Genomic DNA, 13,844 nt, shown 5'->3' on the forward strand with positions numbered 1-13,844 from the left:
CCGGAGTACTCATGACAAGTCCCCCCACCACCTACAGCCGCTGGACCCGCCGGTCGCTGAGCTACCTGCCGGTGCACCGGGAGGGGCAGTTGATCGGGTACCTGTGGGCCTCGGCCGAGCACCACGCGGCGGGGTTCGAGCGCCAACTCGCCACTGCTGGAGACGATCTGGATTGCCTTCTGGTCTGGGAGCGGCGTCTCGACGAGGCGGCCCGGCGCGGGCTCGCACCGCGGGACGCCGTTCAGGAGTGGATCGGCGCACCCGAGGATGCGGTGGCCGGCACGGTTCCGCCCGGAACACGGCTCGGCAGCGCGCCGAGTCTGGCGGAGTTGTGGGAGCGGCTCAATCCGGACGGCCCGCCGCTGGGGGAGGGGCCGCTGGTGCAGGACGGCACCTATCCCGATGGGACTCCGGCCGACCGCCGCGACGGCTGGGGTCCCCTGCACAGCGTCCCACCGCAGACATCGTCAACGGAGGAGGAGCACGATGAACGATCGCGTTGAGCTCAATCCGGACGGATTGCGCCGTTCGGCAAACGAATTCGACGATGTGGCCGACAAGACCAAGAAGCTGCTGGAGACGTTGAAGTCGAGTTCCGGCAGCAAGGGTGAGGCGTGGGGGGACGACAAGAGCGGGCACAAGTTCGCCGACGGGGACAAGGGGTATATCAAGAACCGCAACAACACCTTCGAATCCCTGTCCAAGGTCGCTGAGGTCTTCGGGGCGAACGCCAAGAATCTCCGGGACTCGGCGACCACGTTCGAGAAGAACGAGCAGGAGCAGTCGAGACTGCGCCCGCAGAATCAGGATCGCGGTGTGCTGCAACAAGAACAGCCTCGGTACAGGCTCCGCAACCGGGACCGCCGCGATGTCCCGGAGGAATCGGGGAGACTCGAAACCTATGCGGCCCCACGGAGATTGCGGCGCACCGAGAGTTCGATACCCGCTACGGATTCGGTGAGTCGGGAGGGGACCGAGCAGCCGAGGGAGGCGCCGCTGGCGCCGCGGCGGTTCGAGCGTTCGATACCGGGCACGGATCCGGTGAGTCGAGAGGGTACCGAGCAGTCGTGGGAGGCGCCGCTGGCGCAGCGGGCGGATCTCCCGGATCGAGGTAGGGAGCCGTTGCGTGCGGGGGAGACGGTGCAGGCGCCGATGGCGCGGCGCGCGGATTACCCGAATCGCGGCATAGAGCCGACGCAGCCGTTGCGTGTGAGGGAAACGGTGCAGGCGCCGCTGGCTCGCCGGGCGGATTACCCGAATCGCGGTACGGAGCCGACGCAGCCGTTGCGTGCCGGGGAGACCGTGCAGGCTCCGATGGCGCGGCGGCTGCGGGGCTCGGTGTCGCGGCTGACTCCGGAGGACCACGTCGATTCGCCTCGGCACGAGGTACACGCGCATACGAGGTCCGCGCGGATCGATCGTGCAATACCCGCGTCGAATCCGGTGAGCACCGAAGGTGACGTGCAGTATCCGGAAGGCGAACCAGGCGCCTGAACGATCACGTCAGGATCGTCACCTGCTCGACGTTCGTCTCGAACCCGTGCCGGTAACCTCGCCCGGTCGCTCTCGGTTCGATGAGCGTTCACGACGAGTTATCCTGGCGTGCGAAGAAATGCGAGCGGGCCCGCAGCGATTACCCCGCGAACATGTCTCCCGTAACCGCCGGAATTACCGCTGTGACGCATTTGTCATGCCTTTATGACTCGTCGGCGGCGCTCTGTTATGCCGGTATTACTCGAAACTGATCGGCATGGTGTTGAATCCCAATTGGTAGCAAATGTTCAGCGCGGCGTTGCGTTACGGCTCGACCTACGATGCGGAGGCCCCTGGTGGTGAATGAACGACTGCAGGCCGATGCCGCGATGATGATGGAGGCGTTCACCGATCAAATGGCGGGTCTCGCGAAGATCCAGCGTGATCGCGCCCGGCTCACCGCGACTGTTACCGCATGTCAGAAGCGAATCAGCGTGACCGTCAATGCCGATGGCATTCTCATCGAGACCCGGTTCGCCGAGGATATCGGCGATCTGACCTTCGCCGAGATCGCCGCGGCGATGACCGAGGCGGTGCAGGGCGCCGCCCGGAAGGTGAGCGAGCAGGGCCGGGAGCTGATGGAGCCGTTGCGGGAGCGCAAGGATCGGTTGCCGCCGCTGTCGGCGCTCCTCGAGGACATGCCGGATGTGCGGTCCATGATGCCGGTGGCGCCGAAGGTGTCGACCGCGCCGCCGAACTCCCCGGAACGCCAATACGACGACGAGGGAGCGCGTTTCGGCGATTCGGAGCCGTTCGAACGCCGGTCGATGGTCAGTGATCTCGACAAGTGAGGTCGCCGCGGGATGAGTCTGTATCTGCCGCCGGAACTGCGCTGGCTGGGGTGGATCGCGGGTGGTACCTGGCCGGACGGTGACGAGGACAAGTGCTGGGCGGTGTCGAGCGCCTTCAAGGAGGCCGCCGAGGCGCTGCGGAAACTGACCCCGGAAATCGAGGGCGTCAAAAGCACCGCGGTTTCCGCCTATCCCGAGGGTGCGGGCGGCGACAAGATCAGTGCGCTGTTCGACCAGATGCTGACCGGCGATCAGTCGATGGATTCGCTGGCGAAATTCATGGATCAGATCTCCGACGCGACCGAAGATTTCGGCACGTCGATTCAGAGCGCGAAACTGATGACGATCGTCTCGCTGATCGCGCTCGCCATCGAAATCGCGTGGGATTTAGTCTTCCCGCCTACCGCAGCGGCCGAGATCGCGGCCGATGAAGCGGCCACCCAATTCATTCTGCGCCGCCTGGAACTGCAGATCCAGGAAAAGATCGTGGCGAAGGTGCTGTCGGTCTTCGGGGAGAAGTTCGCCAACCTCAGTAAGGGGTGGGTGATGAAGATTCTCGAGGGCGCGTTGATTTCCGGTGGGCTGGACGCGGCCGTGCAGGTCGGCCAGATGGGCCCGGGTGGGCATCGGAAGCATTTCGACTGGAAAGAGTTCGGTGGTGCGATGGCCGGCGGGGGCATCGGTGCGCCGTTCGGACGGGCGGCGGCGAACTGGATCAACAAGTACACGTCGAAGTTCTTCGGGGACAAGCTGTCGAATCCGTGGGTCCGGATCGGCAACGGCGTGATCGTGGGGGCCGGTTCCGGCCCGGTATTCAGCGCCTTCGGCGGTATCGGCTCCGCGCTGGTCACCGGTGATTGGGAGGGGACGTTCAACAACCCGCACGGCTGGGTCGGTGGCGTGGCCCAGGGCGGGATGGTGGGTGGTTCCAGGGGGCACTTCGGAGGTAAGGGGTTTAACGGCGACCACAACTTCGAGGTCAACTGGAAGGCGCCCGGGGACGGGTCGGTGGATATACCGGTGCGGGGCGGGTTCTCGGACGATCCGGGCGGATTGGGACCCAACGGTTCCGGACACGGTAACAACGGTTCCGGGAACGGTTTCTACGGTGATCATGTCGCGACTCAGAACCCGCCCGGGACGTGGGGGCCGCGGGGTGGCGATCACGACTTCAATTCCGGTAACTCCCATGGCCCTGGCGACCGGCCGGAAACGTATGGGGGCGGGCAGAATTCGCCGCAGTCGACGCATTCGGCCGCGTATACCGGCAACCACTCGGACGGGCCGCCCGCACCGCCGCCCAGGAGCTTCTCGCATGAGTCGGACGGTGAGGGTGGCTATGGATCGAACAGCTCGGGATCGAACAACTCGAGTACGAGCAAGCAACCGCCTCCGGTAACGAACGACAACAGCAGCCAGTCGGGTGGTTCGTCCAATCAGTACGAGAGGCTGACGTCGAATTCCGGTGGTTCGAGCAATGGTTCGGACTCGTCGGGCGGGTCGTCGAACGCCGGCTCGCACTCGTCGAGCGATGGTCCGAGCTCCTCGAGTGGATCGTCGAACGGTAGCTCGCATTCGTCGGACGGTGGTTCGGACTCGTCGAATGGGTCGTCGAACGGTGGTTCGCATTCGTCGAATGGGCCGTCCGACGGCGGGGGAAGTCGCAATGAGTCCTCGTCCTCGAATTCTGGTGGGAGTCAAGGAAGTTCGGCGGGTTCGAACGACGGGCCGCCGTCGCGCTCGCCGTCGTCGAATCTGTCCGGTGATAGCCGCGGTTCGTCGGTGGTCAGCGGATCGAGCGATCGGCCCGCGGGCGGGCCGGTCGACGGTCGCGGTGGCGCGCCCGGTGGGCGTCCGGCTCCCGGGAGCGATGGGTCGGTGTCGCAACCGCCCAAGAGTGGTGTCCAGATGCCTTCGCGGTCGACGCCCGACACGAATATCGTTGTGGGGCAGTCGCAGCGGGGGCCGGCGTCGGTGTCGTCGCTGGGTTCGAGCGATGCGGGGCGGCCTCCGCGTTCGTCGGCGGTGTCGTCGTTGGGTTCGGATGATTCGGTGCCGCCGCCGCGGCGTCCCTCCGATTCGGGCCCCGGTGGTCCGCCGCAGCGGACGCCGGGTTCGGATGCGGGGTCGAATGATTCGAGGCCGCCGCGGTCCTCGGCGCCGGGTTCCGGCCCGGGTGACCAGCCGCCGCGGCGAACTCCTGTGCCCGGTTCGGATGCGGGCGGCAGCTCACCGTCGCGGCAGCGTCCGCCGGATGCCGGTGGGGCACCGCCGCCGCGCTCGCGGCCCTCCGAAGGAGATCCGCCGCCGCGGGGATCGGTTCCGCCGGAGCAGCATTCGGGTTCGGGCGGGCAGCGCGGGCACGACGACAACGGCCCGGGTGTGCGGTCGTTCGAGGGTGATCAGGAGCATCCGAACTGGGCGCGCAGCGAGTCGGGTGATGTGGTGGTCACCTCGCCCGATGGCACCGAGCATTGGGTGGACAAGGATCAGAACATCTACATCGGGCGTCCGGAGGATCCGGCGTGGGTGAAGGTCGGTCTGGACGGCTCGGTCGAATTCGTGCCCAAGAGCGGCAATGATGCTGGGGCAGAACATGGTCCGCGGAGTGACGAGCCGAGTGGACCGGTCCGGGAGGACGACGGCAGTTTCAGCCGGGACGACGGCACCGAGCACACGGTGCTCGACAACGGTTCGGTGCAGACGAAGTCTCCGGACGGGTCGACGACGATCGTCAAGCGCCGCGGCGGCGCGGAACTCCATTCGCCGTGGGGTGACCGGACGGACTTCGATCCGGAGGGAAACACCACCCACACCCGGCCGGACGACCCGACGGTAGTCGATACGCACGACAACACTGTGCACATCGGCACCCGGCCGGACGACCCGACGGTGGTCGATACGCACGACGACACCGTGCAACTCGGCACGCCGGGGCGGGAGAAGGATGAGGACGGCAACCTGGTTGTCACCTCACCAGACGGCACCGAGCATGTGGTCGGTGACGACGGGACCATTCTGGTGGGCCGCCCGGGTGATCCGCAGCGGATAAAGATTGATACCGACCACTCGATCGTGTTCGTCGGCCCGGATGGCGCCGCTCCGACTCCCCGTCCCGGGGCGGTGTCGGGTAAGGGCACCGGTGGGCATTCTCCGACGTTCACCCGGCCCGATGGTGTCTCGCACACGGTGCTCGGTGACGGCTCGGTGCGGACGGAGTCCCCGGGCGATTGGACCTTGACCGTAAGGCCCAACGGCGCAACGGAGTTCACCTCGCACACCGGCGACACGATCGTGCACAAGGTGGACGACACCGTGGTCGAGTCCGGGCCGGGTAAGCCGACCGTGACCACCGGCCCCGATCAGACCAAGCAGACCGCCGAACCCGGCGGCGCGGTCACCGTCGAACATCCCGACAACACCACGCATGTGGTGTTCGACGGCGCGGATCGCCACGGTGGCGGTCGTACCGGGCACCCCGACGGGACGGTGATCCATCACGACCTGAGCGATACCGGGGCGCCGAAGCGGTTCGGCGGCTTCGTTCCGGACGGCCCGCACAAGCCCGCTGTGATCCAGATGGATCGGCCCGACGGAATCGGGTTCGAATCATCGCCAAAGGGCATCAAGGTATTCGACGGCGACGGCACCACCTACGAGCCGGGTTCGCGTGGGTCGGTAAAGGTCACCTCACCGAACGGGTCCACCGAATCCAAGTCGCTGAAAGAGCCGATCGAGCTGTCCAACGGCGCGGAGCTGGAGAAGACGCCGGGTGGGTTCCGGGTCACCCACGGCGACGGCACTGTCTCCGAGATCGGTCCGCGCGGAGTGAGTTTCACCGACGGCGACGGTGTGGTGCGTGGGACCCGCCCGAATGGAACGGCTTTCGTCGATCATGGAGATGACGGGCCGCTGCGTGAGGTCCGCGGTGACGGGGCCGTGCGGGTCACCGCCGGGGACGAGACCGCTTGGGGCAGTAGGGGAGACGGCACGACCTGGACGGTCGGCGACAAGAACAAGGTGCACGTCTCGGATCCCGATGGGACCGTCGCACCGCCTGTCGATCGCAAGAATCCGTATATCGGCGGCGCCCACCAGACCGCCAAGATCAAGCCGCATCAGCTGAACGGCGACGATGGGCTGCCCGACGGGTACGAGGCGCCGACCCCGCCGTTCGCCGAGGACTGGATTCCGCAGGGGTACGAGAACGGCAAGGTGCCGCCGGACCCGTTCAACCAGGACTCGCCGAACCAGAACATGTGGGGTCCACCGGATCCGGACTATTGGGGTCCGCCCGATCCGGATTACTGGGGTCCGCCGGATCCCGGTCCGGGTGACGGGGATTGGTCGAATGACGATCCGTACGACCAGAATTCCCAGGGTCCGGGCGGGAACGGCAATCATTACGGCAACGGCGGTTCCGGTCAGGGTGGTAATTCCGGTGGCTCGGGTGGTAATTCCGGTGGTTCCGGCCAGGGTGGTAACTCCGGCGGTTCCGGCCATGGCGGCAACTCGGGCGGTTCCGGTCACGGTGGCAACTCGGGTGGCTCCGGTTCGGGTGACGGTGGCGGAAACTCCGGTGGTGACCGGGGCGGTTCCGGCGGTGATCACGGCTCGTCGGACAACAACCGGCAGTCGCAGGCCGACAACCGGCCACCGCCACCGCCGCGACCGGATCCGGCGATGTTGCAGCGGATGCTCCAGAACCTGCACGGTGCGGACGGGATGGCGCCGCCGCCTGGACTGAACAGTTCGTTCCCGCCACCGGGCGGGGGTGACACGGGGCCGAACGGTCAGGGCGAGCAATCGCCGGACTTCTGGCGCTTGGGCCCCGGCAACGGTTCGTCGACGCCCCCGGGTGGTTCGGCCGGTGGGCCGGGCTCGAACGGATCGAACGGTGATTCAAACCCGTCGCAGCAATCCCCTGGCGGCGGAAGCGGTTCCCGTCCGCCGGATCTGTCGGCGATGCGCGAGGCTCTCGATCGAGCGGGAGGATTGGGATCCGGCGGTCTGGGGCAGGGAGGAGCCGGTCAGCCCGGCTCCCCGAACGCGCCGGGTGCCGGGGATCGGCCGGACCCGTCGCAGGATCCGGCCGCGCAGGGTGGTCCGGGCACGCAGGGCGGTCCCGGTACACAGGGCGATCCGGGCACGCAGGATCATCCGGGAGCACCCGGCCAGCCGGGTGGGCCGAATAGTCCTGGCGCACCCCAGAATTCGGACGGCCAGCAGCCGGCGACCCGACTGGGAGATCCGAATGCCACTGGTGGCGAGAATAATTCGGGCTCACCCGGATCGGGTGAACACCCGGGAACAGGCAATCAGCCGGGTGCTCCGGGTTCGGAGAATCAGCCGGGCGGACCCGGTTCCCAGCACCAACCGGGTGCTCCGGGATCCGAGAACCATTCGGGCGCACCGGATTCCGGGAACCCTTCGGATGGCACCGGCTCCGGAGACCATTCGGGTGCTCCGGGTTCCGGCGACCAGCACGGTGCGCCGGGAACTGGAAGCCATCCGGGTGACCCGCAGCATCCGGAGGCGACGAAGAACCTGGGCCAATCGCCGCAGCATTCGGGAGACCCTGGGCAGCAAGGGAATTCCGGATCCAACGGGTCGCAGTCGTCCGCGCCGAGGATGCCCCCGATGCAGGACGGGCATCAACCCGGCGGGTCGTCCGCACCCGGCGGCGCGCCCGCCGCACCCGGGGCCCCGCCTTCCGGAACGCCGCCCGGCGGTGGCGAAGGGGCGAAGAAGAAAGAGTCGCGCCGGAATCGCAAGAAGGACGACAAGCCGCGAAAGAAGCCGAAGTCGGTGCTGATGCCCTCGCCGGACGAGGCCCCCGAGCAGCGCGCCGGCCCCGACGACTCGACCGATGTCCCGTTCACTCTGGGAGCTTCGACCTCCGCGACCGAGCCGGTGATCGAGAAGCGACCCACCACGAAGACCACCAGGAGTACTACAGATGGCTGACGACAAGGCGACGGTCGACAATACGACCAAGACCGACATCAACGACTGGCATGATCTGCGTGGGCTGGCGGATCAAGACAAACTGAAACTCAATGTGAAAGCCGATCCGAAGGCTTTCGCCGCGGCTGCGCAAGCGTGCCACGACATGATCGGAAGGCTGGAGTGGTACCAGAAATGGATCGGTGACCGGGGCATGGATACTATGCCGAGCTGGTCCGGGACCGAGGAATCCGGCGCTGAAGAGCTGACGCGGCGTTTCAACGCCAAGGGTCAGGAGGTCATCGATCGGATGAATGACCTGCGGAAGATCATGGAGGATATGGGGGACACTTTCACGAGTGCGGGTCGCAAGTACAAGGATGCCGATGGGCATTCGTCGGACGCCTTCAAGGACATCGGAGACCTGGCGAAAGTCGATCCTATCGAGCCGAAGGCCGTCAAGCCGAATGATTTCACGCCCTCCAACACGGGAGACCACCCGACTGCACCGCCACCACCACCGGGCGCAGACAGTGGCATCCCGATCACCATCAGCGATGGCGGTAATTGGAGTTACCAGAAATTCCGTAGTTTCGGCCAGGCGATTAAGGGGCATGACTGGACTGCGAACGGTGCCGGTATCCAATATGTGTGGATGGCAGCGCAGCTCAAGGATGACCTCACCAATCTCAACGCAGCGCTCAATAATATTGTAGGTCCTGATGGAAGCGATGCGCTGTGGACCGGCGACGGCGCGAATAAAGCCAAGGATGCGACCAGGCGGTTCACGGCGAACTCGCTTATTTTCGCTACCAGTATTCAAAATCTGGGCGAGAACCTGAAGTATTGCGCGAAGTGGATTTACGCCATGTACAACGACACGCCCTCGGATGACTATCCAAATCATGGGCCGACGGACAGTACCGAGGACCGCTGGCGCGATGGTTATAGGGAAACCTACAAGGCGGTCTGGGTGCCCGGTATCAATGGCGCTGTAGCCGCGATGCCCGCGATAACCGTGACCGGTACCGTAAAGCAGCCGCCCCCGCCGCCTCCGCCGCCCCCGGGTAACAACGGCGGGAATAACAACGGCGGCAATAACAACGGCGGCGGCAATAACAACGGCGGCGGCAATAACAACAACGGCGGCAATAACAACGGCGGCGGCAATAACAACGGCGGCGGCAATAACAACAACGGCGGCAATAACAACGGCGGCGGCAACAACAACGGTAACGGCAATAACAACAACGGCAACGGAAATATTGACAAGAACAGCCCCAATTACAAGGCCGGCTACCAGGACGGCCAGAACGACCGCAACAACAACGGCAATAACCAGGGCGGCGGTAACAACCAAGGTGGCGGTAACAACCATGGTGGCGGTAACAATCAAGGTGGCGGTAACAATCAAGGTGGCGGCAACCAGGGTGGCGGCAACCAAGGTGGTGGTAACCAGGGTGGCGGCAACCAAGGTGATGGCAGGAACCAGGGTGGTGGCGGCAACAACCAGGGCGACGGCAGCAACCAGGGTGGCGGCAACAACCAGGGCGACGGTAACAACCAGGGTAACGGCGGCATCAATAAGAACAGCCCCGACTACCAGGCCGGTTACCAGGATGGCTACAAAAAGGCCGCCGGGGACATCATGGGCAAGAACGGTCAAAATAACGACAGCAGTGGCAACAACGGCGACAGCGGGAACAGCGGTAATAACGGCGACAGCGGAAACAGCGGCAACAACGGCGATTCGGCCAACCAGAACCCGTACCTGAACAACAAGGGGCAATACCCCAACCAGCCGAACAACTCGAACCCGAAGGGCCAGAACGGGGGGCCGGGTCCCCTCCAGCCTCCGAAGTCGCCGCAGGACCTGCTCAATCAGCTGATGCACGGCCAGAACCCGTTCCAGAGCCTGAGTCCGGACCAACTGCAGAAGATCGGGTCGGACCTACTCGGTGACGTGAGCCCGGATCTGCTGAAGCAGATGAGCCCGGAGGCGTTGCAGAAGCTGGGGCAGGACTTCGTGCAGCATCTGAGTCCGCAGGATTTGCAGAAGTTCGGTTCGGACATCATGAACGGGGTCGGGGGGCCCGATGCGTTGAAGGATTTGAGCCCGGAGTCGCTGCAGAATCTGCAACACACCATGTCGCAGACGCCGGGTGGCGCGGAGCTGTTCAAGGCGCTGACCGACGGAGTCAAGACGGTGACCGGGGCGATCGGGGATGTCGTCAAGACCACCACCGATGCCGTGGCCGGTCTGGTGAACAACGGCATGGTCGGCATCCCGGGCATGGGCGATATGCAGCATATTCCGGGTCTTCCCGACAGTGCGATCCCGAACGATTTCGCGGCTGCCTTCGGCGGCGGCCACGGCGGGGCCCCGGGCGGTGGTGGCGACGGCGCCGGTGGTGCCGGAGGGCATCAGCCGATCACAGCCGCCTATCCGTCCGAGTCGTCGAAGTTGTTCCCGCGAGCCGGTGCTCCGAGCAGTTTCGACGGCAGCCAGATGCCGACCATGCCGGCCTCGTCCACCGGTGGCGCTACCGGTGGCATGCCGCCGATGGGCGGCATGGGCGGCGGTATGGGCGGGCAGGGTGCCGGGGGGAAGGAACACAAGCGCGCCAAGTTCCTGGACTCGACCACTAATTTCGATGACGCGGTCGGGCCGGATGTGGATCGGGTGCGCCCGGTGATCGAGCCATGACGCAGCAGTGGAAGTTCACCGCCCTCGAGTTCCAGGTGCTGTGCGATCAGCATCGGGCCAGTGCGATGCCGCGGCCACTGGCGTTCGAGAGTGACGAGGATGTGACGGTCGATGAGATGGACCGTCGTAAGCGGGCGGTGTGGGAGGACTTGCAGCGGCGGTTGGATGGTTCGTTCGATGGCGTGATCGAGGTGTTGCGTGCGCCGGAATTGTTTGTGCAGGTGAAGAGTTGGGATGAGCAGGATCGGGGTAACAAGGACAAGGCGTTGCGTGTGCATGTGGCGCGGGCGGGCGCGTTGGGGTTCGTTTTCGAGCAGGTGCGGGGACCCCTGACTTACGATGCGCCGATGGTCGTTGTCACCGAGTGCGATCCGCGGGCGTTGTCGGTGGCGGTGGTGCGGTTGCTGCCGAATGTGGAGGGTGGCCGGTTGCCGGATATTCCGCTGGTGACCGATCCGGTGGAGCATATCGCGCCGAGTTGGGGTGGGAGCTTCGTGCGCGACGATGTGGAGGATCGGCCGGTGTATCGGACGCAGCGGTTTTTTCAGCAGCGTGCGGAGTTGACCGGGGCGATCACGGTGGTGCAGGGGCGGTCGAAGTTCGGTCCGCGTGGTATCGAGGAGCGGATACTGCTGTGGCGGGATGTGGCCGATGACGGGCGGTATGTGATGGCGGTGAAGGACGGCGTGGCCACCGTGGCCGTCGCGACCGGCCGGCAGGAGTTGGTGAATCGGATCCACAAGGAGATCAACGATCTGATGGAGCGCCTGGAGACCCATTGGGAATGGGGACGTCCCGAGGACCGGTATTGAGTTCGGATCAGGAGTTAGGAGAGCGCGATGGCAGCAAATGACCGAATCCGGGTGGACACCACCAAGTTACGTCGGGCCGCGGACCAGATGGACGAGGTCGGTAACAAGACCAAGGACATCATCGACACGCTGAAGACCACCGTCCACGCGCAGAACTTCCCGTGGGGCCACGACGAATACGGCGACAAGTTCACCAAGGGCGACAAGGGCTACACCAAGTCCGAGGAGAACTTGCTGACCGGCGGCGACAATATGGTCGGTTCGACGGGCAAGTTCAGCAAGGGCATGCGCGACGCCGCGGACAAGATGGACAACATGGATAAACGGACGACGTGATACGGCCTGGAACCGGAAGCCGCGGAACGGATTACAGCACACCGGAAGCCGAGTTCTCGATGGACTCCACGCTCCCGGGCGCCGCGGCCCGTGGATTCGACGCCTACCGGAACAAATGGGACAGCCAGCTCGGCGCCAGGCTGCCCGGCTTCAGCTCGGCGACCACCGGCGATTTCCGGGTCCGGGCCCACGCCGTCCGGATGCGTGACCTGATGATGGTCGATATCCACGGCGTGTCGGGAATCCGGACGGAACGCCCCGCCAACAGCGTGGAGGGTGAAATCCAGCTGTATGTGGTGTCGAGTGGGGCCTACACGCTGGACGATGGGTCCGGCCGCGGTGGGTACACCGTGTCGGCCGGTCAGTTCCTGCTCCGCCGCCTCGAGCGGCCGGGGAATTTCGAAATGCAGCCGCATACGACGGCGAAGGTCATCGCCGCCATGTCGTCCACGCTCGAACCGCTGCTCCGGAAACGGGGTATCACCGGAGCCGCGGAATCAGCCGAGATCCGGCTGCTGATGGCACACGCGAATATGGTCCGCACAATGCTGGCGGACCTCGGTCCGGACGGTGCGCACGCCGCGCGCAACGCCCTGATCGAGCTGGTCAAGGGGGCGGCATTGGGCCGGTTCGACGATATGGAACCCCGGCTGGCGCCCGCGCTGGCCCAGGCGGCGAAGGACCTGGCGGACCGCCGGCTCGCCGATCCCGAGCTTTCGCCGGCGCTGCTGGCGCGCGAGCTCAATGTCTCGATGCGCACGCTGCAACGGGCGTTCGCCGCGGTGGGGGAGTCGGCCAACACCTATATCCGGTACCGGCGGCTGGAGGAGGCCAGGCTCGCCCTCACCGCCTCACCCGACCGGCCGAGCGTCTCGGAACTCGCCGCCTACTGGCAGTTCTCGGACAGCAGCCACTTCATCCGGGCCTTCAAGAAGGCCTACGGCCGGACGCCCGCCGAATACGCTCGCGCCATCGGAACCGCGGAGGAGCGTGCCGTACCCAGGCGTGTTGTTTGATCATCGCGACGGTCGGGTTATAGATTCCAGGTCGGAGCGGTGCGCAAGGGCCGGGAATGGAGTGTCGATGGCGGACGTGGGGGCGAAGAGTCCGCGAGAGCGCTTTCGCGAGCAGGTGCGCGGGGAGATCAAACAGCACGCCTGGGAGCAGATAGGCACCGCCGGCGCGGCCGCGTTGTCGCTCAACGCGATCGCCAAACAGGTGGGTATGAGCGGGCCCGCGCTCTACCGGTATTTCGCCAGCCGTGACGAGCTGATCACCGAACTCATCCGGGACGCGTACCGAAGCCTCGCGGATTCCGTCCGGGCGGCGCTCGACTCCGGTGCCGACGTGGCCGGGCTCGCCAACACAGTGCGGGAATGAGCGCTGCGCGATCCGCAGCGATATCTGCTGATCTACGGAACGCCCGTCCCCGGATATCACGCACCCGCGGAGACCACCGCGATCTCGGACGAGATCCTCACGGTGCTGCTGGAAGCGCACGGCCGCCTACCCGCAAGGCCCGCAACCGCTTTCGGCACCCACCTCGAACAGCACCAGAGCCCGGAGGCGGCCGCGACCATGCACCGGGCCCTGTCGTTCTGGACCCGGGTGCACGGCGTGCTGTCGCTGGAACTGGCCGGCCACTTCAACGGAATGGGATTCGATCCGGCGCTGCTGTTCGCCGACGAGGTGGAATCGCTGTTACGGCCCTGACCGGAC

General features: G+C 65.7%; 10 protein-coding genes. All 10 read left to right on the plus strand.

Annotation, left to right across the window (positions count from 1 at the left end):
- Positions 1–11: 11 nt before the first annotated feature.
- Positions 12–503, plus strand: coding sequence for a hypothetical protein (locus ABZW16_RS06770; RefSeq protein ID WP_354952981.1), 492 nt, complete (start codon positions 12–14; stop codon positions 501–503).
- A complete protein-coding gene (locus ABZW16_RS06775) occupies positions 487–1,494 on the plus strand; it encodes a hypothetical protein (RefSeq protein WP_354952983.1) in 1,008 nt (335 codons plus the stop codon). The genes ABZW16_RS06770 and ABZW16_RS06775 overlap by 17 nt, the downstream gene beginning before the upstream one ends.
- A gap of 335 nt (positions 1,495–1,829) precedes the next feature.
- Positions 1,830–2,324, plus strand: a complete 495-nt coding sequence (locus ABZW16_RS06780) for a YbaB/EbfC family nucleoid-associated protein (protein WP_354952985.1) — start codon at positions 1,830–1,832, stop codon at positions 2,322–2,324.
- 12 nt (positions 2,325–2,336) lie between these two features.
- Complete coding sequence (locus tag ABZW16_RS06785) at positions 2,337–8,291, plus strand: hypothetical protein (protein WP_354952987.1); 5,955 nt, start codon at positions 2,337–2,339, stop codon at positions 8,289–8,291.
- Entirely contained in the window at positions 8,284–10,977 is a 2,694-nt protein-coding gene (locus tag ABZW16_RS06790; protein ID WP_354952989.1) for a hypothetical protein, read from the plus strand. Before ABZW16_RS06785 ends, ABZW16_RS06790 begins: the two co-directional genes overlap by 8 nt.
- Positions 10,974–11,789: an ESX secretion-associated protein EspG gene (locus ABZW16_RS06795; RefSeq protein ID WP_354952991.1), complete on the plus strand. Its 816-nt coding sequence runs from the start codon at positions 10,974–10,976 to the stop codon at positions 11,787–11,789. The genes ABZW16_RS06790 and ABZW16_RS06795 overlap by 4 nt, the downstream gene beginning before the upstream one ends.
- Positions 11,790–11,816: 27 nt before the next feature.
- A complete protein-coding gene (locus ABZW16_RS06800) occupies positions 11,817–12,125 on the plus strand; it encodes a hypothetical protein (protein WP_354952992.1) in 309 nt (102 codons plus the stop codon).
- 59 nt (positions 12,126–12,184) lie between these two features.
- A complete protein-coding gene (locus ABZW16_RS06805; protein WP_354952994.1) occupies positions 12,185–13,141 on the plus strand; it encodes a helix-turn-helix domain-containing protein in 957 nt (318 codons plus the stop codon).
- A gap of 67 nt (positions 13,142–13,208) precedes the next feature.
- Entirely contained in the window at positions 13,209–13,505 is a 297-nt protein-coding gene (locus tag ABZW16_RS06810) for a helix-turn-helix domain-containing protein (RefSeq protein WP_354952996.1), read from the plus strand.
- Positions 13,506–13,508: 3 nt separating this feature from the next.
- The gene (locus tag ABZW16_RS06815) at positions 13,509–13,838 is read left to right on the plus strand and encodes a TetR-like C-terminal domain-containing protein (RefSeq protein ID WP_354953016.1); all 330 of its coding nucleotides are present in this window, start codon (positions 13,509–13,511) and stop codon (positions 13,836–13,838) included.
- Positions 13,839–13,844 lie beyond the last annotated feature (6 nt).

The organism is Nocardia sp. NPDC004604 (assembly GCF_040609795.1).
Classification (GTDB): Bacteria; Actinomycetota; Actinomycetes; order Mycobacteriales; family Mycobacteriaceae; genus Nocardia.